The organism is Saccharothrix sp. NRRL B-16348 (assembly GCF_001280085.1).
In the GTDB taxonomy this organism is placed as follows: Bacteria; Actinomycetota; Actinomycetes; order Mycobacteriales; family Pseudonocardiaceae; genus Actinosynnema.
In genome coordinates, this window is record NZ_LGED01000195.1 from 22711 (window position 1) to 45503 (window position 22793).

Consider the following 22793-nt stretch of genomic DNA (forward strand, 5'->3'; position numbering starts at 1 on the left):
GTCAGGCCGGGGGCGGCGCGGTGCTGGAGCGGACCACCAGGCGCGTCGGGACCAGGGTGGTGCCGGGCTTGGTGCGGCGGTGGTGGACCTGGCGCAGGACGCGCTCGACGCAGTGCCGGCCGACCTCGGTGAAGTCCTGGTGCACGGTCGTCAGGGGCGGGATGAAGGAGGTGGCGTCGGTGATGTCGTCGAACCCGACCACGCTGACGTCGCGGGGCACCACCTTCCCCTTCTCGTGGAACGCGCGCAGCAGGCCGAGCGCCATCTGGTCGTTGGCCGCGAACACCGCCGTGCAGCCGGGCTCGTCGGCGAGCGCCAGCCCCGCCCGGTAGCCGGAGTCGGCCGACCAGTCGCCGCGCGCCATCGCGGGCACGGGCAGGCCGGCTTCGGTCAGCGTGGCCCGCCACGTCTCGGCGCGGCGTTCGGCGGCGTAGGAGTCCTCGGGGCCGGCGACGTGCCAGACGGTGCGGTGGCCCAGGTCGAGCAGGTGGCGGACGGCCTGCCGGGTGCCGTCGGCCTGGTCGGTGTCCACCACGGTGTAGCGGTCGCCGCCGTTGGAGTCGACGATCACGGCCGGGATGCCGAGCGGGAGCGTCATCGTGGCCGCGTCGAGGAGGTGGACCTCCATGATCACGATGACCGCGTCGACGGCCAGCTCGCCCAGCCGGGTGAACGCGCCGAGCACGCCGTCCTGGGTGGGCACGGCCACGGGGATCAGCGTGATGGCGTAACCCTCGTGCGCGGCGTGGTCCACGATGGCCTCCAGGGTGCGGCTGTTGCCGACCGAGGAGAGGGTGAACAGGATGACGCCGATGGTGCGGAACTCGCCGTACTTGAGCGCGCGGGCCGCGCTGTTGGGCCGGTAACCGAGGCGCCGCATGGCGTCCAGCACCTGCTCGCGCGTGGAGCCCACGACGCTCGGGTGCCCGTTCGACACCCGCGACACCGTCTGCGCCGACACGCCGGCCAGCCGGGCGACGTCGGCCATGGACACCCGGCGGGCGGGCGCGCGCCGCACGGCGGGCTGCCGGGACGTCCCGGACGTGGACTCTGCTGTCACGTCTTGGGCTCCTTCCCCCGGCGGCCTTGACGACGTGTGGCGCGTCGCCACTATAGCCCGTGCCCCGCGCTGGTTGTTTGCGTAAACATCGATCAGGCCTCCGTGTGCCCGAGGAGCGGTTCCGGCACGAACCGGGCGGTGGGCTCGGTCAGCGCGGCGAGTTCCAGGACGACCAGCTCGTTGCCTTCGGCGCGCAGCACCGGACCGGGCACGTACAGGGTCCGCTGCGGGCCGCGCGACCAGTAGCGGCCGAGGCAGAAGCCGTTGACCCACACCACGCCCCGGCCCCAGCCGCCGGTGTCCAGGTGGAGGTCGGCGGGCTGGTCGAGGTCGAACCTGGCGCGCAGCAACACCGGCCCGGACACCGCTCCGGTCACGGCGGTGGCGTCGTCGTCCCGGTCGGTCCACGCGGGTGGCGGCGCGTCGAGGAACAGCGGCAGCACGTCCCACCCCGTCAGCGGACGGCCGTCCAGGGTCGCGCCGCCGATGAGGCCCTTGGGCTCGCCGATGCGCGGCCCGTAGTTGACCCGACCGTGGTCCTCGACCAGGACCGCCAGCTCGCCGACCGCGCCGTGCAGGCCGAGGGCGCGCTGGTGGTGCTCGCGCAGCAGGACGCCGACCGGCCGGCCGGCCACGAACACCGAGGCGTGGTCGCGCACCTCGCCGAAGCACAGCACGCCGGGGTCGGCGGCGTCGATCCGCGTGGTCGCCAGCGCCAGCCGCGGCGCGCCGTCCAGGTCGTCGAGCGTCGGCACGGCGTCGTGGCGCCGCCAGTCCGTCGACCGCTTCGCCAGGTCGAGCAACGGGACCGGATCGGTCAACGGCACGGTGAACGACGGCGTCGGTCTCGCGGCGGGCGGTGGTTCGTCGGGCACGTCGTGGTAGCGGGCGATGACCTCGCGGAAGGCGTGGTACTTGGCGGTGGGGTCGGCTGGTAGACGCCCTTGTCGTTGGCGCCGCTGGTGAAGCCGAAGTTGGTGCCGCCGTGGAACATGTAGAAGTTGACCGACGCGCCGGCGGCGAGCAGGGCGTCGAGCTCGGCGGCGCTCTCCTCGGCCGAGGTGGTGTGGTGGTGGCTGCCCCAGTGGTCGAACCAGCCGTTCCAGAACTCCGCGCACATCAACGGCCCGGTCGGCTGGTGGCGGCGCAGCGTGGCCAGCCGGTCGGCGCTGCGCGAGCCGAAGGACGCGGTCAGGTGCAGGCCCTCCAGGCTGCCCGCGGCCAGCATCTCGTCGGTGGGCTGGTCGATCGTGGTCAGCGGCACGGTGATGCCGGCGTCGCGGGTGTGCTCCGCGAGGGTCTTGAGGTAGGTCTTGTCGTCGCCGAACGCGCCGTACTCGTTCTCGATCTGCACGAGGATGACCGGGCCGCCGTGCTGGACCTGGAGCGGCGCGACGACCTCGTAGACGCGGTCGAGGTAGTCCTTGACGGCGGCGAGGTAGCGGGGTTCGGCGCGCCGCACCCCCACCCGCGGGTCGCGGAACAGCCAGGCGGGCAGGCCGCCGTTGTCCCACTCGGCGCAGATGTACGGGCCGGGCCGGACGATGGCCTTCATGCCGGCGTCGGCGACCAGCCGCAGGAACCGGCCGAGGTCGAGCCCGCCGGTGAGGTCGAACGCGTCGGGTGCGGGCGCGTGGGCGTTCCAGGCGACGTAGGTCTCGATGGTGTTCAGGCCCATGCGCCGGGCCTTGTCGATGCGGTCGGCCCAGTGGTCGGGGTGCACGCGGAAGTAGTGCAGTGCCCCGGACAGGACGCGGAACGGCTTGCCGTCGAGCAGGAAGTCGTGCTCGCCGATGCTGAACTGGGGCACTGGGTTCGGTTGTTCCTTCCGGGTGTGGCGCGCGAAGTGTGCTCGGTGGGCGGGACGGCCCGTCGAAGGGCCGTCCCGCCGCAGGGTCAGCCGTTGACGGTGAAGCCCTGTTGGTTGCCGTAGTCGACCAGTGCCTTCTGCCAGTCGGCCAGGCCGGGGTCGAGCGAGGTGCCGGCCGCGTAGGACTTGCCGACGGTGTCGCCGAAGATGCTGTTGGCGTAGAGCTGGTAGGGCAGGTAGCTCCAGCCTGGCACGACCTGGCCGGCGGCGGCGGTCAGGACCTGGTTGATCTGCTGCCCGCCGAAGTACGGCGAGGCCTTGTCCTTGAACGCGGCCGAGTCGAGGTCGGCCTTCGTCGCGGGGAACCCGCCGCTCTCCAGGAACGGCTTGATGCCGTTGCCGTTGTTGAGCCAGCGCACGAAACCTGCCGCGAGCGCCGGCTTGCTGCTCTGCTTGAGCACCGACTGGCCGCCGCCGCCGTTCTCCGCGGTCACCGGGGTGCCGCCGTCGTAGGTGGGCAGCGGCGCCACGGCCCACTTGCCCGCGCCGCCCTTGACCGACGACTCCAGCACGCCCGGCGTCCACGCGCCGAGCGCCAGCGTGGCGATCGTGCCGTCAGCCAGCGCCTTGTACCAGGCGTCGGACCAGCCGGGGATCGTGGAGACCAGCTTCTCCTCGACCAGCTGGTCCCAGGTGGAGGTCCACTTCTTGGCGCCCTCGTCCTGGAGGTCGATCTTCACGGACTTGCCGTCGGTGGTGAACGGCTTGCCGCCCGCCTGCCAGATCATGCTGGTGGCGAAGCCCGCGTCACCGGTGTCGGCGGTGATGTACTTCGTCGGGTCGGCGGCGTGCAGCTTGCGGGCCGCGTCGACGTACTCGGCCCAGGTCTTGGGCACCGCGATGGCGTGCTTGTCGAACAGCTCCTTGTTGTAGAACAGGGCCATGGGGCCCGAGTCCTGGGGCAGGCCGAACAGACCGCCGCCGACCTTCACGGAGTTCCAGGTCGAGGGGGTGTAGTCGTCCTGGAAGTCGTTGAAGCCGTACTGGCCCAGGTCGACCAGCGAGCCGGTGAGGGCGAACTGGGGGAGGGCCTGGTACTCGATCTGGGCGACGTCGGGCGCGCCGGAGCCGGCCTTGATGGCGTTCTGGAGCTTGGTGTAGTGGTCGTTGCCGGTGCCGGCGTTGACGTAGTTGATCTTGACGTTGGGGAATTCCTGCTGGAACGCCTCGACCTGCGCCTTGGCGGACGGGGTCCAGCTCCAGTAGGTGATCTCGCCGCCTTCGCGCAGGGCGGCGTCGACCGCGTCCTGCGTGCCGGTGGCGCCGCCCGGCGCCGTGCCGCCGTCGCCGCCGGACGAGCAGGCGGAGAGCGCGGTGGCGAGAGCGGTGGCCAGGACTATGGCCACCTGGCGGCTGCGCCTGGTGGGTGACATGGGTGGAGTCCTTTCACGGCGGTGGGACGGACTACTGCTTGACGCTGCCCGCGGTCAGGCCTGACTGCCAGAAGCGTTGGAGCAGCAGGAACGCGATGACGAGCGGGACGATGGTGATCACCGAGCCGGTGATGACGAGGTGGTAGATCGGCTGCGCGCCGACACCGGAGGCCTGCGCGCTCCACTGGTTCAGGCCGACCGTGAGCGGGTACCACTCCGGCTTGCTGAGCATGATCAGCGGCAGGAAGTAGTTGTTCCACGTCGACACCACCGCGAACAGCGCGACCGTGACCACGCCGGGCATGAGCAGCCGCAGCGTCACGGTGAGGAAGATCCGGACTTCGCCCGCGCCGTCGATGCGGGCGGCCTCCAGCAGCTCGTCCGGGACGGCCTCGGTGGCGTAGGTCCACACCAGGTACAGGCCGAACGGGCTGACCAGCGACGGGATGATGATCGCCCACGGCGTGTTGGTCAGGCCCAGGTTGCTGAACATCAGGAACGTGGGCACGGCCAGCGCCGTGCCGGGGATCGCGATCGCGCCGAGCAGCACGGCGAACACCGCCCGGCGGCCCCGGAACTTGTACTTGGCCAGGCCGTAGCCGGCGGCGGTGGCCAGGATGGTGGCGCCGCCCGCGCCGACGACGACGTAGAGCAGGGTGTTGCCCAGCCAGCGCAGGAAGATGCCGTCGTCGTGGGTGAACGTCTCGGCGATGTTGTCGAACAACGCGAACGTGCCGCCGAACGCCATGCCCGAGGTGGACAGCAGGTCCTGCTGGGTCTTGGTGGCGCTGATCAGCAGCCACGCCAGCGGCACCAGCGTGTAGAGCAGGTACACCGCCATGACGGCGGTCAGCAGGCGGGACTTGCGGGGCTTGAGCGGGGAACGGGTCGCCACGGTGCTCACGCACCCTTCCGGGAGCCGCGCAGCTGCACGACGTAGGCGATGATCGCGGTGATGACGCCCATGACGATCGCCACCGTGGCCGAGTAGTTGTACTGCTGGCCGCCGAACGACAGGTTGTAGGCGTACATGTTCGGCGTGTAGAAGGTGTTGATCGCGTTGGGCGCCAACGACCTCAGGATGTTGGGCTCGTTGAACAGCTGGAAGCTGCCGATGATCGAGAAGATCGTCGCGATCATCACCGCGCCCCGGATCGCGGGCAGCTTCACGCTCAGAATCGTGCGGAACGTGCCCGCACCGTCGATCGCCGCCGCCTCGTACAGGTCGTTCGGGATGACCTTCAACGCCGAGTACAGGATCAGCATGTTGTAGCCGACGAACTCCCACGTCACGATGTTGCCGATGGACAGCAGGATCCAGTCGCCCGACAACGGCTCCACGGCCTTGCGCCCCAGCAACTCGTTGAGGTCGGCAGCGAGGCCGAACGTGTCGCCGTAGATGAAGCCCCACATCAGGGCCGCCACCACCGCCGGCACCGCGTACGGCAGGAACACCACGATCCGGAAGAAGCCCGCCGCGTGCAGCCGGGCGCTGTCGATCGCCAACGCCGCGACCAGCGCCAACCCCAGCATCACCGGCACCTGGACGACGAGGAACAGCAGCACCCGGAAGAACGACTCCCAGAACTTGGCGTCCCCGAGCACCGCCGCGTAGTTGTCCAGCCCCACGAACTCCGTGCCGCCGAAGAACACCTGCTCCCGGAACAGGCTCAACCACACCGCGTAGACGATCGGCGCCAGGAACACCAGGGCGAACACGGCCAGGAACGGCCCGACGAACAGCCAGCCCTTGCGGTCGACGCGCAGGCGGCCGACGTTGCGCGGCGTTCGCGCCGGACGTGCCGGTGGCGCCTCGACCGGCGCCGAGATGGACGTCATCGTCTCTCCTGTTGACCACGGCGAAGATGTTTACGCAAACATTGGCGGCAGACGCTAGCTCCTCGACCCGGGCCTGTCCAGTGAGCCGCGCGAGTCGGTCGCGACGGGCGGTTTTGCCGGACGGTCCTCTTGACAGCCTGCGGCCCGAGTCACAGACTGGCGCGGCCGCCGGTCATGTTTGCGCAAACATGACGTGTTCCGCACCGTTCCGTGACACTCGGAAACCTTCCTGAGGAGATCAACGATGAGCTCTTCGCCCACCCGACGCCGGCGCCTCACGCGCGTCGTGGCGGCGGTCGGCTGCGCCCTGGGCGTGGCCGGGCTGCTGACCGCGACGGCGTCGCCGGCCGGCGCGTCCACCAGCCAGTTCAAGGGGGTGAACTGGGCCGACCCGCGGGACAACTACGCCGCCGACGAGGTGGTGCCCTCGGGGTTGTCCAAGTCGGACAGCTACGCCACCACCCGCGCCAAGGCGACGGCGGTCATCGGCCAGTTCCAGGCCAAGCTCGGCGCGAACACCGTGCGGCTGCCGGTGAACCCGGCCACCGTCAACGGACCGTTCTGGGCCTCCTACACCGGCGCGATCGACGCCGCCGCGGCCAAGGGTTTCAAGGTCATCCTCGGCTACTGGGAGGCGTCGACGGCCAAGGACGGCCGCATCGACGACACCGCCGCGTTCAACGCCATGTGGGACCGGATCACCGCGAAGTACGCGGCCGGCGGCGCGGTGTACTTCGAGCCGATGAACGAGCCGTTCGGCTACAGCAGCCAGGAGTGGCGCGACGTCGCCGCGAACTGGTTGGCCGCCCGCCCGTCCGTGCCGCGCAACCGGGTGTTCATCGGCGGCACCGGCTACAGCGAGGACGTCAAGCCGGTGTGCGCGGACAGCCGGCTCGACGGCACGTACCTCGCGCTGCACCAGTACGGTTTCTGGCACAAGGACTGGACCAGCCCTCAGCAGTGGGCCGACGACCTGCGCGCGCGCATCGGCAACTGCGCGTCGCGCACCGTCCTGGACGAGTTCGGCGCCGAGATGACCTCCGGCCTGAACTACAACGGGGCGGTCAACGGCTCCTACGAGGTCGCCTACATCCAGGCCGCGACCGACACCCTGCGCTCGCTCGGCATGGGCTCGGTGTACTGGCCGGGTCTGCGCACCGGTGACAGCTACTCGCTCACCACCCTGGGCGGCAGCGGGACCGACCTCACCCTGAACGTCACCAACGCCAGCGGCGCCGACCGGCTGCGGTGGGCGTGGGGCGGCGGCACGGCTCCGACGCCGACCGGTGGGGTGCTGCGCGGCGCCGGGTCCAACCGGTGCCTGGACGTGCCGGGGGCGAGCCGGGACAACGGCACCGCACCCACCCTCTGGGACTGCAACGGCGGCGCCAACCAGCAGTGGGCCCACACCGCCGCCCGGGAGCTGCGCGTCTACGGCGCCAAGTGCCTCGACGCCGACGGCGCCGGCACCGCGGCCCGGCTGATCATCCGCGACTGCGACGGTGGCACCGACCAGAAGTGGACGTTCCAGTCGAACGGCACGGTCACCAACGACCAGTCCGGCCTGTGCCTCGACGTGACCGGCGAGGCCACCGCCAACGGCAGCGCGGTGGGCTTCTGGCACTGCAACGGCAAGCCGAACCAGGTCTGGCGACGCGGCTGACCGACGACCGGGCCCTCGCCGACGCGGGGGCCCGGTCCCGTCAGCCGAGCACGAAGTCCGCGACCCGGATCGGCGACGGCGTGGTCCCCGACGAGACCTGTTGGTACTGCACGGACAGGACGCCGTCGGTCGCGCCGCGGGACGTGTCGACGTTGACCTCGCCGAACGCCCGCAGCGACGTGGGCGTGAACACGGTCGTCCAGTCGGTCCACCCGCTCGCCGCGCTCGCCGCCACGATCCGGCCGCGCGGCATCACCAGGTAGGCGTTGTCGGCGCGGTCGAACGCCAGTTTCGTGCGCTGGGTGCTGTCCGGTGGGACGGGCACCTCGCGCTTGGTCCACGTGGCGCCCGTGCGGGTGAGGTGGAAGGTGCGCGCGTGCCGCGCCCGCTGCGCGGCGTAGTCCGACACGCACTCGACGAACCGCTCCGGCACGTAGCTGATCACCACGTGCGGCGTGCCGGTCGAGTCGACGGCCTGGCTCTCCTGGTTCATGAGCCCGTGGTCGGGCCCGAGGTGGTCGACGAGGGTGCCGGGGGAGGACACGGCCACGCGCGTCCCGCCGGTCGTGCCCACGACGGCTCCCGCATCGGTGCGCCACGTGCGGCCGCGGTCGTCGCTGTAGACGTAACCGGTGTCGTGGTTGGTCAGGCCGCCGGGGCTGCCGAGGACGCCGGCGTTGTCCTCGCGCCAGGTGAACGCGGCGTGCAGGCGTCCGCGCCGGTCGTAGTCGAGCCCGTGCAGGTACATGTTGCGGGCGGTCGACACGACGCCGTTCGGGCCGGTGTAGTCACCGGTCGCGGAACTCCAGGCGCCCAACCGCCGCCAGGCGCCGTCGTCGTACTCGGCCAACTCGTTGACGCCGTTGCCGGACCTGCCGGTGCGGTAGCTCAGCTGGAGGACACCCTCCGGGGTCACCACGAACTGCGGGTACGTGAGGTCGCCCAGTTCGACGCCGTCGAGGGTCCGTTGCACCGCGCCGAACGCCGCCGAGTCCCACGAGTGCGGTCGCGTGGTGAGGCCCGGGATCGACTTCACGTAGAAGACGCGGTTGTCGTGCGTGTCCATCGCGACGTGCAGCGTGCCGTCCTGCGGGGAGATGCCGAGCGAGATCACGTTGTGCGAGTCGTCCACGCTCAACCGGTGTGGCAGCACGACGTGCTCCCACTCGCCACCGAGTCGCCTGCGCGCCACGACGGCGTTGCGGCTGCCGGTGTACCAGGTCGCGTACTGGTGACCGGCGTGGGTGACGATCGCGTCCCGCTGGAAGGAGTTGTTGTTGACCACGCCGTCGTAGGACACGAAGAACAACGCGGCCGGGTCCAGCACGGTGTCGGACACCAAGGTCGCCTTCGGTGCGCTCGCTCGCCCGGTGTCCGACACCATCGCCGATCCCTCCGTCAGTCTGCCGCTGGTCAGCCCGTGCGCGGCGTCCGGTCCACGACCGTCCACCGCTGGTTCGACCCCGAGTTGGCCACGTACACGCCCACTCGCGTGCCGACGCCCGTGCCCTGGCCGACGACGTCGAAGAGGCGACCGGTGGCGGCGTTGACGAACGTGTAGCTGCCGTCACCCGTGGTCGACATGATCCACTGGGCGGCCGGGTCGGTCTGCGTGCCCTCTTCGAGCACCAGGCCGCCGTTCCGGTCGGCGAGGCGCTTGCCGTTGTCGTGCCGCACGGTGTGGCGCTCACGGTTGCCGCTGCCGCCGGTCACCTGCTCGATGCGCCACCGCGCGTTCGCGTCGGCCTGGTCCGCCGTGCCGAGCACGACCGAGTTCCCGTCGGCGGAGGGCACCAACGCCTTGCCGCTCTGCACACCGTTCAACGTGTAGGTGTGGCCCGGCTGCACCAGAGCCGCGTCCGCCGCCGCGCCGCGCACGCCGTCGACCACGAACGTGGTCACCGACTTGGCGGGCACGGTGAGCGTCGCCGAGCGGTCCGCGACCCGCACCGCCTTGCCCCGCACCAGACCGCCGTTGACGTCGCTGACGACCGGCGTCACGGAGGCGTTCGCGTGGACCGTGCCGAAGCGCGACAGGTCGAGCGTGACGTCGCGCGGCTCGGTGGTGTTGTTGACGTGGACGACCGTGGCGGACGTGCCGTCGGCGGACACCGCGGCGAGGCTGGCCGTGTCGTTCACCTTGACGACGTGGTCACCCGGACGCACGAAGTGGGTGAAGTTGCGGATCGTGTTGAACTTCGTGTTCGTGCGGATCGGGCACGTCACGGGCGTGGCGTCGGACGGGCAGTCGAACGGGACCTGGATCGCGCCCCAGTTCTTGCCCGCCGCGGCCTGCGGGTTGTAGTCCTCGATGGCCTGCCACAGCAGCCACGCGGACGGCTCCAGCTCCCGCATGTCGTTGACGATCCGCTCGGCGATGCCCAGCCCCGGCTCCATGCTGGTGAAGCTCTGACCGGTGCCCCACGTGCCGTCCACCTCGCTCATCCAGAGCGGCTTGTCCGCGCCCTTGGCGATGTCGCGCGCGGATGTGCGGTGGCCGGTGCCGTAGGTGTGCACGTTGAGCTGGTCGACGGCGGCCTTGCCCTCGGCGCCGTAGGCGTTCCAGTTGGTGCGGAAGATGGTGGGGCTCGTTTCGTCCATCGCGGACAGCCGGGCGTCGAGCGCCGAGGCGTCCATCGCCTTGCGGAGGGCGAGGACCACGCTCTGCTGGAGGGCCGGGCCGGCGTGGGCGCCTTCCTGCCTGCCCCCGGTCGGTTGGCCGTCCGGACCGAGCTGCGTGCCCCAGTACGGGGTGTTCGGCTCGTTGAGGGGGTCGATGGTGTCGAACCGGATGCCGTGGGTGCGTTCGACGTGCTCGGAGACCCGGACCAGGTAGGTGGCGAAGTCGTCCACCCGGTCGGCGCGGATCTGGTCGGCGGAGGCGTCGAACCCGCCGGACACGTACCCGCTGACGGTCTGGAACCACGGCGGCGAGTTGCTGAACGCCTCCCAGTGGGTGACCTCGTTTTTGATCCGGTCGATCCACCAGCGCTGGTTGGCGTCAGCGGAGAGGTCCCAGTGCTCGGGGTCGTCCGGGTTCCACCAGTCGACGTCCTCGCGGGTGGTGCCCTCCGGCGCGCGCCAGAAGCCCTCCATCGTCGCGCCGGCCTTCATGTAGTCGTCGCGCACGTCGGGCGCGTTGCCGCCGCCGATGTTGTAGCGGGCGATGTTCAGCCGCAGGCCGTCGTCGCCGTAGAGCAGGTTGGCGAGGCGGTTGCGGATGGCGTCGGGGTAGCCGCCGGTGGCGTTGGCGAACCAGACGAGGCTCGTGCCCCAGCCCTCGAACGCGGGCTGCTGGTAGGACGGGTCGGGTCGCACGGTCACCGACGCGGCGGCGTGCACGTCCTGCGCGCCCGCCGACGACGGGTACGTGACCGCCAAGGTCGCGACCACCGCGGCGGACAGGCCGACGGCGGCCAGCCTCGACCGTGAACGGCGGGGTGTTCGGCGAGGGTTCATCGTCGTTGATCTCCTCATCGGTGTTCGGACCTACCCGGTAGGTGGAACGGGAGAGCACGAGCAAGTCGGTGCGGGCACGAGCATGTGCGATCGTTTAAGTCGAGTCAAGCACTATTTGATCGTTTACGATCGTTTTGCTCGAGTCTGAGACCGAAGGAGTCGAAGTGGTCGCGGTGCTGTGCGTTGGCGAGACCATGGCCGTGTTCACCCCCGCCGAAGCGGGGCCTCCCGAGGAAGTGCGCGCCTGGACGCGCGGCATCGGCGGCGCGGAGTCCAACGTGGCCTGCGCGCTGGCCGCGCTCGGCGTTCCCGTCGGGTGGGTGAGCGCGGTGGGCGACGACCCGTTCGGGCGGGCGATCGTCGCGTTCCTGGCGGGTGCGGGCGTGGACGTCTCGCACGTGCTGGTCGACCCGACGCGCCCCACCGGGCTCTACCTCAAGGAAGCAGGCAAGACCGGCAGCGCGGTGCGCTACTACCGCGCCGGCTCGGCGGCGTCCGCGCTCGGGCCTGAGGTGGTCGATCGGCTGGACCTCGGCGCGGTGTCGCACGTGCACCTGACCGGCATCACGGCCGCGCTTTCGCCGTCCTGCTCGGCGCTCGTGCACGCGCTGTTGGACCACCCCGGGATCACGACGTCGTTCGACGTCAACTGGCGGCCGGCTCTGTGGGGTCCGTCCGGTCCGGAGGTGCTGCGTTCCCTGGCGGCCAAGGCGGACGTCGTCCTGGTCGGCGACGACGAGGCCGAGGCGCTGTGGGGTGTGTCCGAGCCTCTGGCGGTCCGCGAGGTGCTGCCCGAGCCCGGGACGGTGGTCGTCAAGCAGGGTGCGCAGGGCGCGACCGTGCTGGCGGTGGGCGAGGCTCCCGTGTTCGAGCCCGCGTTGGCGGTGGACGTCGTCGAGCCGGTCGGCGCGGGCGACGCGTTCGCCGCGGGGTTCCTGGCGGCCCGCCTGGCCGGTGAACCGCCTGCCCGCTGCCTGCGCTCCGGCCACCTGGCCGCGGCCGGCGCGCTGTGCACCCTGTCCGACGTCGCCGTGCCGCTGCCGTCGGCCGATGTGGCGCGGCTGCTGGTCGCCGATCCCGCCACGTGGGCCGCGGCACGGGTCAGCGCGGCCGGCGTGCGGTAGCCCCGGAGCACGGGCTGGTGTGGTGATCGTCGCGGGGGACGGTCACCGCCCTCGGCGCAGCCGGTGCGCGGTGATCAGCGCAGTGCCTCCGTGCGCGCGCCGGTCGAGGCTCGTTCACGCAGTTCAGAGCTGAGGACGACCCGGCGCACGGGCCGGTCGGGGCCCTGGGCCAGGCGTTCCAGCGCCAGGTGCACGGCGGTGCTGCCGACGGCGTACTTGGGTGGCCGCATCGCGGTGAGCGGCGGGTGGGCGAACCGGGCGACCTCGTCGTCGTACGCGACGACCGAGAGGTCCGCCGGCACCCGGACGCCGCGCTCCTCGGCGCGCTGCACCAGCGACACCGCTTCCCGGTCGGAGTGCACGACCAGCGCGGTGACGTCGTGCTCGGCGCACAGGTCGAGCACCCGGTCGACGTCGACGGCCCAGCCGGGCTCGTAGTAGGCGGCCACGCTCACCTCCGGCGCGGGCGGCAGGCCGAGGTCCGTCATCGCGTGGTGCCAGCCGTCGCGGACCTGGCCGGACGTGGGGCTGGTCGCGCTGATGGCGAGCCCGATGCGGCGGTGCCCTTGGAGGTGCAGGTGGCGGACGGCGAGTTCCGCGCCCGCCGCGTGATCGGTGCGCACCGACTCGACGTGCTGGCGGTACGGGCCCGACACCGCCGAGCGCTCGACCAGGACCACCGGCACGGGCAGGGCCGTCAGCCACGCGAGCAGCTCCTCGGCGCCCGCGCCCCGGGTCGGCGGCGCGACGAGCAGCGCGTCGACCGCGCCGCTGCCGATCATCCACTCCACCTGGTGCCGCACGTCGTCCACCTGGTACGACGCCCCGCGAAGCACGAGTCGGGCGCACTTCTCGTGCGCGGTGTCCTGCGCGCCGCGGATGACCTCGGGCCAGTAGTAGTCCAGCGACGGCACGACCATCCCGATCGCGGGCGTGGCGTCCTCGCCGGACGACTCGGCGGACACGTCGGCGACCAGCCGGACGCCGCCGTGCACGCGTTCCACCAGGCCCTCGGCGGCCAGGTCGTTCACGTCCCGCCGCACGGTGACCGGGGTGACGCCCATGGCCTGCGCGATGTGCGTGATGCGCACGACGCCCCGGCCCGCCAAGTGCTCCAGCAGCCACTGCCGCCGGGCGGCGGGCAGCATCGCGCCCTTGGCCTCCGGTTTGTCCATGACCGCCTGCTCGCCTCGAAGTCCTGATCGAAACTGATCGTAACAAGCAAACTGTACAGTCTTGCTCTTCTTTTGTGTCTGAGATTGACTGTTTCCGACCCTCTGATGATTGAAACGATCCGACCGAAGGAAGGCGACGCCACGTGGAGCAGCGCTACGCGACCGCGCCGCGGCAGGTCCCGTCCATGACCACGGACGACCTGCGGCAGAACTACCTGGTCGAAGACCTGTTCGCCGACGACGAGGTGCGCGCGGTGTACACCCACCACGACCGGGTGGTGCTGGTGGGCGCGCTGCCGCGCGGCGGGCCGCTGAGCCTGCCGGCGTTCCCGGAGCTGAAGTCGGAGCGGTTCTTCGACCGCCGCGAAGCCGGGATCGTCAACGTGGGCGGACCGGGCACGGTGACCGTCGACGGCACCGAGCACCGGCTCGCCCCGACCGCGTGCCTGTACGTCGGCCGCGGCGTCGAGGAGGTGTCGTTCGCGTCCGACGACGCCGACGCGCCCGCCGCCTTCTACCTCTTCTCCGCGCCCGCGCACACGGCCTACCCGACCGTGCTGGTGGAGCCGGGCAACGGCACCGTGCGCGAGCTGGGCGACCCGCTGACCTCGAACCGGCGGACGCTCACCCAGTACATCCACGAGAACGGCGTCCGCAGTTGCCAGGTCGTGATGGGCGTGACGACGCTGCACCCCGGCAGCATGTGGAACACCATGCCCGCGCACACCCACGAACGCCGCATGGAGGTGTACCTCTACTTCGGCCTGCCCGAGGACGCCCGCGTGGTGCACCTGATGGGCGAGCCGAGCGAGACCCGGCACCTGGTCGTGGCCGACCGCCAAGCGGTGATCTCCCCGCCGTGGTCCGTGCACAGCGGCGTCGGCACCGCCGCGTACAGCTTCGTGTGGGCCATGGCCGGCGAGAACCAGGCGTTCGACGACATGGACCCGCACCCCGCGGCGGCGCTGCGATGACGCCGGAGGTGGCCGGCCTGCTCGACCTGACCGGCAAGACCGCCGCCGTCACGGGTGCGGGCCGCGGCATCGGGCTCGCCGTCGCACGGCTGCTGGCCGCCGCGGGCGCCGACGTGATCGGCATCGGCGCGTCCATGCCCGAGGGCGACAGCCCGGCACGGGCCGCGGTCGAGGCCGAGGGCCGGGTGTTCACCCCGATCCGGACCGATCTGTCCGACCACGCTCAGGTGGCCGAGCTGGGCACGCTGCTGGCCGGGCGGGAGGTGGACGTGCTGGTCAACAACGCCGGCACGATCCGCCGCGCGCCGGCCGCCGAGCACAGCGACGCCGACTTCGACCACGTGCTCGACGTCAACCTGCGCGCCACCTGGACGTTGTCGCGGGACGTCGGCCGCGCGATGCTGGCCCGCGGCTCGGGCCGGATCGTCAACGTCGCGTCCATGCTGAGCTTCCAGGGCGGCATCACCGTGCCCGGGTACACGGCGTCGAAGTCCGCGGTGGCGGGCCTGACCAAGGCGCTGGCCAACGAGTGGGCCCACCGCGGCGTCAACGTCAACGCGGTCGCGCCCGGCTACGTCGCCACCGACAACACCGACGCCCTGCGCGCGAACCCGGACCGCAACCGGTCCATCCTCGAACGCATCCCGGCCGGTCGCTGGGCCGAGCCGGAGGACATCGCGGGCGCGGTGCTGTTCCTGTGCTCCCGCGCGGCCGACTACGTCCACGGCGTCGTGCTCCCGGTCGACGGGGGCTGGCTGGCGCGGTGAACCCGGTCAGGGCGGCGGGACCGTCGAGCCGCGCACGCGCAGGGACGGGGTGATCACCACCCGGTGCGCCGGGCGGTCCGGGTCGTGCAGCCGGGCGGCCAGCAACGACACGGCCGCCCGGCCGATGGAGCGGCGCGCCGGGCGCACGGCGGTGAGCGCCGGCGTGAACAGGGCCGCCACCTCGTCGTCGTAGGCCACGACCGACAGCCCGGCGGGCACCTGCACGCCGCGCTGCTCGGCGCGCTGGACCAGGGCCATCGCCTCGGTGTCGGCGTGCACGAGCACTGCCGTGGTGCCGGTGGCGGCCAACCCGTCGAGCACCTCGTCCAGCGCGGTGTCCCAGCCCGGCGTGCCGGGCGTCGGCACGGAGGTGTCCACGGTGGACCGCGGGTCGAGGCCCGTCTCGGCGCACGCGTCGAGCCAGCCGCGGTGCACGTGCGGCGACGTCGGGCTGTTCTCGCTGGTCACGATGCCGACCTTGCGGTGACCCAGGGACACGAGGTGGTGCACGGCCATGGCCGCGCCCAGCGCGTGATCCGACACGACCGACTCCACGACGGCCTGGCGCGGGCCGACCGTCGCGACGCGCTCGACGAGCACGACCGGGGTGTCGATGGTGCTCAGCCACTCGATCGTGGCCGCCGCGGACGGCGCGGTCAGGCTCGGCGCGGCGATCAGCCCGCACACGTCCTCGTTGTCCAGCAGCCGCTCCAGCTGGGGCCGGTCGTCGGCGCTCTCGTAGGACGAACCCCGGAGCAGGATGCGCAACCCGTTCGCGGACGCTTCCTCCTCCGCGCCGCGGACCACTTCCGGCCAGTAGTAGTCGAGCGACGGGACCAGCATGCCCGCGGCCCCGAGGTGGACGGGCTCCGGCGGGGTGTCTAACGGTTGGACCGCCGACGGCAGGAGTTCGGCCGTGGGCAGCGTGGCGCCTCCGTGCACCCGGTGCAGGAGGCCCTCGCCGTCGAGGTGGGCGATGTCGCGGCGCAGCGTCACGGCGGTGACGCCCATCTTCTCGCTGAGGTCGGAGATCCGGACCATGCCGTCGCGGCGCAGCGCTTCGAGGATCGACGCGCGCCTGCGGGCGGCGAGCGTGCGGGACTCGGAGTTCACGACGCCTCCGCCGCGGTGCGGGCGCGCGGTGACGGCCTGCCGGACGGCAGGGCGTCGGGCCGGGGTCCTGTCGTCGGCCGGGCCGTCACCCGCTGCCGGCCGTTCCCCCTGCGCGCTCTCGTCACCGCACGTCCTCCTGTCGTTGATCGTCGACCCAATTATGTGGGCGGCGTGCCGTGCGGCCTCGCGGCGACAGGCCGGTCCTCGGGCATCCGGCCGCACGCCGCCGCCGGGTGGACGATGCGACAAGCGTTCATGTGAGTCTTGACACGATCGCTCCTGCACGTATTTACTGCTTAACAGGCAAAGCGATCAAAAACGAAAGCAACTGTGCACCATTTGATCGAACGCCTTCGACGCTGAAGGACGAGTCACATGCCGCCGGAACCCCTGTTGAGGGCCGCCGCACCACCGACCGGGTGGACCCGCGACCAGTGGGCGGGCACGGCCGACGCCATGCTGCGGGCCGTGCGCCCCTTCGCGTCGCCGGGCCACGCGCGGATCACCCTGCCCGGTCCGGCCGGTGGCTACGGGACCGAGGTGGACGGCCTGGAGGGCTTCGCCCGCACGTTCCTGCTCGCGGGGTTCCGGATCGCGGGCGAACGCGGAGCCGACCCGGACAACCTCGCCGAGTGGTACGCCGAGGGCATCGCGGCGGGCACCGACCCCGCGTCACCGGACCGCTGGGTGCGGCTGGACGAGCACCCGCAGGCCAAGGTGGAAGCCGCCTCGCTGGCGCTCGCCCTCGACCTGACCCGCCCGTGGCTGTGGGACCGGCTCGACCCGGCCGTCCAGGAGCGGGTCGTCGCCTACCTCGCGCCCGCGGTGGGCGACCCGACCTACCCGCGCATCAACTGGGTCTGGTTCCGGCTGGTCGTGCAGGCGTTCCTGCGGTCGGTCGGCGGTCCCTGGTCGGCGGCGGACGTCGCCGAGGACCTGGCCACCCACGACGGCTTCCTCCGCGAGGACGCGTGGATGGCGGACGGCCACGAGCGCGCGTTCGACCACTACGTCGGCTGGGCGCTGCACGTCTACCCGCTGCTGTGGTCGCGGATGCCCGGCGCGGCCGGCTTCGCCGAGGCCCGCCGCGAACGGGACACCGCGCTGCTCGACCGCTTCCTGCTCGACGCCGTCCGCCTCGTCGGCGCGGACGGGTCGCCGCTCGTGCAGGGGCGCAGCCTGACCTACCGGTTCGCCGCCGCCGCGCCGTTCTGGGCGGGCGCGCTCGCCGAGGTGCCGTCCACGCCGCCCGGGGTGCTGCGCCGTGCCGCGACGAGCGTCGTGCGCCACTTCGTGGACCGCGGCGCCTTGGACGAGCAGGGCTTGCTGTCGCTGGGGTGGCACGGTCGGTGGCCGCGCATCGCGCAGGCGTACTCGGGGCCGGGCTCGCCGTACTGGGCGGTGAAGGGCATGCTCGGGCTGGCGCTGCCCGCCGACCACCCGGTGTGGCTGGCCGAGGAACTGCCGCTGCCGGTCGAGCGGGGCGACTACGTGCGGGCGATCAAGGCACCGGGCTGGCTGGTGAGCGGCACCGTCGCGGACGGTGTGGTGCGGGTCGTCAACCACGGCACCGACCACGCGGTTCCCGGTGACACCAGGGGCGACTCCCCGCTCTACGCGCGCTTCGGCTACTCCACCGCGACCGCGCCGTTGCTGGACCGGGACAGCTGGACCGACCCGCACGACCAGGCGGTCGTGCTGGTCGACGCCGAAGGCCGGACGTCCCACCGGTCCGGCATGGCGGTCGGCGCCACCGACGTGGTCGAGGTCGACGGCATCACCGTGGGCACGGCGTCCTCGACCGGCGTCGTGCGCTGGCTGGAGCCCGACGAGGCGCAGCAGGGGCACGGCTCGGGGTGGACGGGCCGCGACCACGACGCCGGGACCGTCACGGTGCACTCGTTCGTCCGCGGCCCGTGGGAGGTGCGCCTGGTCCGGGTCGACGACGTCGCCGCGGACCGCCCGCCGACGGCCCTGCGGTTGTCCGGGTGGCCCGTCGCGGGCACGGACGTCGACATCCTCTCGACTGGCCCCGCCGAACCCACCGCGACGGCCGAACCCGCCGGGCCGGCCGCGACCGTCGAACCCGCCGCGACCGCCGCCTCCACCGCAGCGCCGTGCGTCCGCGGTGACGACGGCACGCGGTCGACGCTCACCGTCCTCAGAGGACGGACCACCGACTCGGGCGTGTCCGTGCACGAGGACGCCGGCCCGCTGGGACCGGTCGCCGCGGTCCCGTGGGCCCAGTTGACCGTCCTGCCCGGCGAGTGGTCCGCCGCCCTGCTCGAACTGGCGCGCGGCACCGGCTCCTGGTCCGTCGAACCCGAGGTCCGGCTCAGCCCCGGGCCGACGACCTGGGTCACCACCCGGTGGCCCGACGGCGCGCGCACCCGCGTCGCGCTGTCCTGACCGGCGGGCCAACCGCCCGCGCTCCCCGTTCTCCCCGTGGCTCGACCAGGAAGTGAAGGACCATGCGACACCGCCATCCCCAGTGGACCGCCATCGCGGCCGCCGTCACCGCCCTCACGCTTACCGCCTGCGGTTCCGGCGAACCCGCCGACACCGGCGGCCCGGTCACCCTGACGATGAGCGCGTGGAGCATGAAGACCACGCCCGAGTTCCAGAAGCTCGCCGAGTCGTTCCAGGCGCAGCACCCGGACGTGAAGATCCAGTTCAAGGAGTACGACGCCACCAACTACGACACCCAGCTCACCGCGGACCTGGCCGCCGGCAGCGGGCCCGACCTCTACATCCTCAAGAACCTCAAGAACTTCATCACCTACCAGGGCGGCGAGCAGCTGCTGGACGTGTCGGACGTCGCCAGTGGGCTCGGCGACAAGGTCAACGGCATCGGCAACTACAAAGTGGACGGTGTCACCTACGCCGTGCCGTACCGCCAGGACTCCTGGTACCTCTACTACAACAAGGACCTCTTCGCCGCGGCGGGCGTGACGCCGCCCGACGAGACCTGGACGTGGGCGGAGTACGAGAAGGCCTCGGCGGACCTCACGGCGGGCCTGAAGGCCGCGGGTTCCCCGGCCAAGGCCGCCTACCAGCACACCTGGCAGTCCACGGTGCAGGGCCTGGCGCTGGCCCAGACGAAGGGCGCGGACCTCGGCAGCGGCGACTACGGCTACCTGGCGCCCTACTACAAGCGCGCGCTGGAGCAGCAGCAGGCGGGCTCGCAGGTGGACTACGGCACGGCCACCACGAACACCCTCCAGTACCAGGCGCAGTTCGGCACCCAGCAGGCCGCGATGATGCTGATGGGCAGCTGGTACGTGGCGACCCTGATCGCGCAGCAGAAGAAGGGCGAGGCGCAGGCGTTCCAGTGGGGCTTCGCGCCGGCGCCCCAGCCCGACGCAGGCACCAAGGACAAGCCGATCACGTTCGGCGACCCGACCGGCGTCGGCGTCAACGCCGCCATCGACGAGAACAAGGTCGCGGCCGCCAAGAAGTTCCTGACCTTCGCCGCGGGCGAGGGCGCGGCCACCGCGCTGGCGGGCATCGGCATCACGCCCGCGACGCTGACCGACCCGGTGGTCCAGGCGTACTTCGGGGTGCAGGGCATGCCGGCGGACGAGCTGTCCCGGTTCACGTTCACCACGCACGACACCCGTGCGGAGAACCCCGTCTCGGCGCAGACGGCCCCGTTGCAGAACATCCTGCTGGAGACCCACTCCGCGATCATGTCCGGGAGCACGCCGGTGGACGAGGCGCTGACCAAGGCGGGCGAACGGGCTCGCAGCGAGGTCCTCGAGTCCAAGTGACCCCTCGGCGCGGGCTCGGCGGCACCGGGCCCGCGCCACCCCCAGCACACCACCTACGCAGGAGCACAGAGAGCCGATGAGCACCACGACGGTCGGCGGCCCGCGCAACACCGCGGCGGACCGCACGAAGCGGTGGTACCGGGCGCGCCGGTCACTGCAGGGCGTGTCGTTCGTCCTGCCGAACTTCCTCGGCTTCGGCCTGCTCACCCTGGGCCCGGTCGTCGCGCTGTTCTACATCTCGTTCACCAACTGGAACGTCTTCGGCAAGGCCAAGTGGATCGGGCTGGACAACTTCACCCGCCTGCTCGGTGACGCGAGCTTCCACCGGGCGCTGCTCAACACCCTGTACTACTCGGCGTTCCACATCCCGCTCACGCTGGCGCTGTCCCTGGGCCTGGCCCTGCTGCTCAACCGGAAGCTGCGCGGCGTCCAGTTCTTCCGCACCGCGGCCTTCTTCCCGTACGTCACCTCGATCGTCGCCATCGCCATCGCGTGGAACCTCCTGTTCAGCCGCGACGCGGGGCCGATCAACCAGATCCTGGGCCTGTTCGGGGTCGACGACCCGCCCGGCTGGACCGCGTCGTCCACCTGGGCGATGCCCGCCGTGATCATCGTCGGCGTGTGGCGCGAGATGGGCTACTACATGCTGCTCTTCCTCGCCGGGCTGCAGACCGTGCCGCCGGAGCTGCACGAGGCGGCCCGGATCGACGGCGCGAACGCCTGGCAGCGCTTCCGCAACGTGACCCTGCCGTGCCTGCGCCCCACGACGTTCTTCGTCACGGTCATGCTCACCATCGGCAGCTTCAAGGTCTTCGACCTGATCCTCGTGATGACCAACGGCGGACCCGGCCAGTCGACCCTCGTGCTGTCCCAGTACATCTACCAGAAGGGCCTGGTGGAGAACCGGTTCGGCTACGCCTCCGCGATCTCCGTCGTGCTGTTCGCGCTCTGCATGCTGGTCACGGTCGTGCAGTTCGCCGTCAACCGGAGGAGGAACGCCTGATGGCCGCGCCGCACACACTGCCGGCTCTCGCCGAACCGGGGACGGTCGGCGCCGGTCCCGCCGAGCCGTCGGACCGGCGCGGCACGAGGTTCGCCGCGCCGGGCAGGATCCTGGGCTACGCCGTCCTCGTGGTGGCGGCGGCCGGGCTGCTGCTGCCGTTCTTCTGGATGGTCTCCTCCTCGTTGAAGACCGACAACGCCGTCTTCTCGATCCCGGTGACCTGGTTCCCGGACTCGCCGCAGTGGGCGAACTACGTCGAGATCTGGCGGATCTCGGACATGCTGGTGTGGCTGAAGAACACGGTCTTCCTGTCCGTGGTCGTCACCGCGCTGCAGCTGTTCACCGGCAGCTTCGCCGCGTACGGGTTCGCCAAGGCCCGCTTCCCGGGGCGCAACCTGCTCTTCCTCGTCTACATCGGCACGATCGCGGTGCCGTGGCAGGCGTACATGATCCCGCAGTTCATCATGATGTCCGAGGTCGGCCTGACGAACACGCCGTGGGCCGTCATCGCGTTGCAGGCGTTCAGCGCGTTCGGCGTGTTCCTGATGCGGCAGTACTACATGACCATCCCGGACGAGCTGTGCGAGGCCGCCAGGGTCGACGGCCTCAGCGAGTACGGCATCTACTTCCGGATCATGCTGCCGCTGTCCGTGCCCGCCCTCGCCAGCCTGGCCCTGCTCACCTTCGTCACGACGTGGAACGACTACCTCGGGCCGCTGATCTACCTGCGCGACCCGGACCTGTGGACCATCCAGCTCGGGCTGAAGTCGTTCGTCAGCGAGTACAGCGCCGAGCACGCGTTGATCATGACGGGCTCGGTGCTGTCCGTGGTGCCCATCGCGGTGGTGTTCCTCCTCGGGCAGAAGTACTTCGTCCAGGGTGTCGCGACCAGCGGGCTGAAGGGCTGACGACCGTGTCGCACGAGATCTACGCGCGGGTGTTCACCACCGCCTACGCGCTGCTGGCCACCAGTGCGCTCGTGGTGGGCGCGAGCGCGCCGTTCCTGGCCGTGCTGCTGTTCACCCCGGTCACGGCGAGTTGGCCCCTGCTGGTGCTGACGGCTCCGTCCGTCGGCCCGGCCTTCGCCGCCGCGCACGCCGTGTTCGGCTCGGTCGCGCGGGACGACGGCGCGCCGGTCGTGCGGGGTTTCCTGCGCGCCTGGCGCCGGCACGGTCGTCGGGCGGCGATCGTGGCCGGCGCCGCGTCCGCCGTCCTGGCCGTCCTGGCCGTGGACGTCCGCGCCGCCTGGGGGACACCGGTCGGCGCCGTCGCCATCCCCGTCCTGGTCGTGCTCGCCGTGCTGACCGCGGTGACCGCGCTGGTGGCGCTCACCGGCGTGGTCGAACACCCCGACGTGCCCCTCCGGCGCCTCGTGCGGGCCTGCCTGTTCCTGGGGCTGCGCCGCGCGCACTTCACCGCGGTCTCGCTGGTGGTGCTGTGGGTGCTGGCGGCGGCCGTCGGGGCCATGCCGGTGCCGGCGCTCGCCCTGCTGACCGGTCCGGCGCTGTACGTCGTCTGGGTGGGCAGCCGCGCGACCCTCCGGCCACTCCGCGTCGTCCCGGGCTCCGAGCCCGACCCGCGTTCTGTCGCGGCGCGCTGACCC

General features: G+C 71.7%; 20 protein-coding genes. 9 read left to right on the forward strand and 11 right to left on the reverse strand.

Annotation, left to right across the window (positions count from 1 at the left end):
- Position 1: 1 nt before the first annotated feature.
- From ADK67_RS18785 to ADK67_RS18805, 6 genes are all read right to left on the reverse strand, one after another.
- Complete coding sequence (locus ADK67_RS18785; RefSeq protein WP_231648253.1) at positions 2–1060, reverse strand: LacI family DNA-binding transcriptional regulator; 1059 nt, start codon at positions 1058–1060, stop codon at positions 2–4.
- 92 nt (positions 1061–1152) lie between these two features.
- The gene (locus tag ADK67_RS53750) at positions 1153–1881 is read right to left on the reverse strand and encodes a beta galactosidase jelly roll domain-containing protein (protein ID WP_231648254.1); all 729 of its coding nucleotides are present in this window, start codon (positions 1879–1881) and stop codon (positions 1153–1155) included.
- Positions 1878–2870: a beta-galactosidase gene (locus ADK67_RS53755; protein WP_231648255.1), complete on the reverse strand. Its 993-nt coding sequence runs from the start codon at positions 2868–2870 to the stop codon at positions 1878–1880. Before ADK67_RS53755 ends, ADK67_RS53750 begins: the two co-directional genes overlap by 4 nt.
- Before the next feature lie 86 nt (positions 2871–2956).
- A complete protein-coding gene (locus ADK67_RS18795; protein ID WP_053717744.1) occupies positions 2957–4303 on the reverse strand; it encodes an ABC transporter substrate-binding protein in 1347 nt (448 codons plus the stop codon).
- A 31-nt stretch (positions 4304–4334) separates the two neighbouring features.
- Positions 4335–5198, reverse strand: a complete 864-nt coding sequence (locus ADK67_RS18800; protein WP_053717798.1) for a carbohydrate ABC transporter permease — start codon at positions 5196–5198, stop codon at positions 4335–4337.
- 5 nt (positions 5199–5203) lie between these two features.
- Positions 5204–6142, reverse strand: a complete 939-nt coding sequence (locus tag ADK67_RS18805; protein ID WP_082403575.1) for a carbohydrate ABC transporter permease — start codon at positions 6140–6142, stop codon at positions 5204–5206.
- A gap of 244 nt (positions 6143–6386) precedes the next feature.
- On the opposite strand from ADK67_RS18805, the gene ADK67_RS18810 reads away from it, so the two are divergent.
- A complete protein-coding gene (locus ADK67_RS18810; protein ID WP_053717745.1) occupies positions 6387–7805 on the forward strand; it encodes a ricin-type beta-trefoil lectin domain protein in 1419 nt (472 codons plus the stop codon).
- Positions 7806–7845: 40 nt separating this feature from the next.
- Here ADK67_RS18810 and ADK67_RS18815 read toward each other — a convergent pair whose 3' ends face one another.
- Positions 7846–9144 (reverse strand): BNR repeat-containing protein, encoded by a 1299-nt coding sequence (locus ADK67_RS18815; protein WP_231648256.1) that lies wholly within the window; start codon positions 9142–9144, stop codon positions 7846–7848.
- Positions 9145–9218: 74 nt separating this feature from the next.
- Positions 9219–11264 (reverse strand): glycoside hydrolase, encoded by a 2046-nt coding sequence (locus ADK67_RS18820; protein ID WP_082403576.1) that lies wholly within the window; start codon positions 11262–11264, stop codon positions 9219–9221.
- A 173-nt stretch (positions 11265–11437) separates the two neighbouring features.
- On the opposite strand from ADK67_RS18820, the gene ADK67_RS18825 reads away from it, so the two are divergent.
- Positions 11438–12388 carry a sugar kinase gene (locus ADK67_RS18825; protein ID WP_082403584.1) on the forward strand — a complete coding sequence of 317 codons (951 nt, stop codon included), beginning with the start codon at positions 11438–11440 and terminating at the stop codon, positions 12386–12388.
- Between the two features lie 74 nt (positions 12389–12462).
- Here ADK67_RS18825 and ADK67_RS18830 read toward each other — a convergent pair whose 3' ends face one another.
- Complete coding sequence (locus tag ADK67_RS18830; protein WP_231648257.1) at positions 12463–13563, reverse strand: LacI family DNA-binding transcriptional regulator; 1101 nt, start codon at positions 13561–13563, stop codon at positions 12463–12465.
- A gap of 143 nt (positions 13564–13706) precedes the next feature.
- On the opposite strand from ADK67_RS18830, the gene kduI reads away from it, so the two are divergent.
- Positions 13707–14537 carry a 5-dehydro-4-deoxy-D-glucuronate isomerase gene (kduI, locus tag ADK67_RS18835; protein WP_053717747.1) on the forward strand — a complete coding sequence of 277 codons (831 nt, stop codon included), beginning with the start codon at positions 13707–13709 and terminating at the stop codon, positions 14535–14537.
- Positions 14534–15304 carry an SDR family oxidoreductase gene (locus ADK67_RS18840; RefSeq protein ID WP_053717748.1) on the forward strand — a complete coding sequence of 257 codons (771 nt, stop codon included), beginning with the start codon at positions 14534–14536 and terminating at the stop codon, positions 15302–15304. The genes kduI and ADK67_RS18840 overlap by 4 nt, the downstream gene beginning before the upstream one ends.
- Before the next feature lie 6 nt (positions 15305–15310).
- Here ADK67_RS18840 and ADK67_RS18845 read toward each other — a convergent pair whose 3' ends face one another.
- On the reverse strand, positions 15311–16417 hold the full coding sequence (locus tag ADK67_RS18845; RefSeq protein ID WP_053717749.1) for a substrate-binding domain-containing protein: 1107 nt from the start codon (positions 16415–16417) through the stop codon (positions 15311–15313).
- Positions 16414–16542, reverse strand: a complete 129-nt coding sequence (locus ADK67_RS54695) for a hypothetical protein (RefSeq protein ID WP_269436006.1) — start codon at positions 16540–16542, stop codon at positions 16414–16416. Before ADK67_RS54695 ends, ADK67_RS18845 begins: the two co-directional genes overlap by 4 nt.
- A 250-nt stretch (positions 16543–16792) precedes the next feature.
- On the opposite strand from ADK67_RS54695, the gene ADK67_RS18850 reads away from it, so the two are divergent.
- From ADK67_RS18850 to ADK67_RS18870, 5 genes are all read left to right on the forward strand, one after another.
- Positions 16793–18826 (forward strand): DUF2264 domain-containing protein, encoded by a 2034-nt coding sequence (locus ADK67_RS18850; protein WP_053717750.1) that lies wholly within the window; start codon positions 16793–16795, stop codon positions 18824–18826.
- 62 nt (positions 18827–18888) lie between these two features.
- Positions 18889–20187: an ABC transporter substrate-binding protein gene (locus tag ADK67_RS18855; protein WP_053717751.1), complete on the forward strand. Its 1299-nt coding sequence runs from the start codon at positions 18889–18891 to the stop codon at positions 20185–20187.
- Positions 20188–20263: 76 nt separating this feature from the next.
- On the forward strand, positions 20264–21190 hold the full coding sequence (locus ADK67_RS18860) for a carbohydrate ABC transporter permease (protein ID WP_053717752.1): 927 nt from the start codon (positions 20264–20266) through the stop codon (positions 21188–21190).
- Positions 21190–22098: a carbohydrate ABC transporter permease gene (locus ADK67_RS18865; protein WP_082403577.1), complete on the forward strand. Its 909-nt coding sequence runs from the start codon at positions 21190–21192 to the stop codon at positions 22096–22098. The genes ADK67_RS18860 and ADK67_RS18865 overlap by 1 nt, the downstream gene beginning before the upstream one ends.
- Positions 22099–22103: 5 nt before the next feature.
- On the forward strand, positions 22104–22790 hold the full coding sequence (locus tag ADK67_RS18870) for a DUF624 domain-containing protein (RefSeq protein WP_053717753.1): 687 nt from the start codon (positions 22104–22106) through the stop codon (positions 22788–22790).
- Positions 22791–22793: the final 3 nt, after the last annotated feature.

Excerpts from the sequence above, each read along its gene's own strand:
- ADK67_RS18830 (WP_231648257.1), bottom strand. The coding sequence starts at position 13,563 with ATGGACAAACCGGAGGCCAAGGGCGCGATGCTGCCCGCCGCCCGGCGG.
- ADK67_RS18855 (WP_053717751.1), top strand. The coding sequence starts at position 18,889 with ATGCGACACCGCCATCCCCAGTGGACCGCCATCGCGGCCGCCGTCACC.
- ADK67_RS18820 (WP_082403576.1), bottom strand. The coding sequence starts at position 11,264 with ATGAACCCTCGCCGAACACCCCGCCGTTCACGGTCGAGGCTGGCCGCC.
- ADK67_RS18860 (WP_053717752.1), top strand. The coding sequence starts at position 20,264 with ATGAGCACCACGACGGTCGGCGGCCCGCGCAACACCGCGGCGGACCGC.
- ADK67_RS18840 (WP_053717748.1), top strand. The coding sequence starts at position 14,534 with ATGACGCCGGAGGTGGCCGGCCTGCTCGACCTGACCGGCAAGACCGCC.
- ADK67_RS18810 (WP_053717745.1), top strand. The coding sequence starts at position 6,387 with ATGAGCTCTTCGCCCACCCGACGCCGGCGCCTCACGCGCGTCGTGGCG.
- ADK67_RS18865 (WP_082403577.1), top strand. The coding sequence starts at position 21,190 with ATGGCCGCGCCGCACACACTGCCGGCTCTCGCCGAACCGGGGACGGTC.
- ADK67_RS18850 (WP_053717750.1), top strand. The coding sequence starts at position 16,793 with ATGCCGCCGGAACCCCTGTTGAGGGCCGCCGCACCACCGACCGGGTGG.
- ADK67_RS18805 (WP_082403575.1), bottom strand. The coding sequence starts at position 6,142 with ATGACGTCCATCTCGGCGCCGGTCGAGGCGCCACCGGCACGTCCGGCG.
- ADK67_RS18795 (WP_053717744.1), bottom strand. The coding sequence starts at position 4,303 with ATGTCACCCACCAGGCGCAGCCGCCAGGTGGCCATAGTCCTGGCCACC.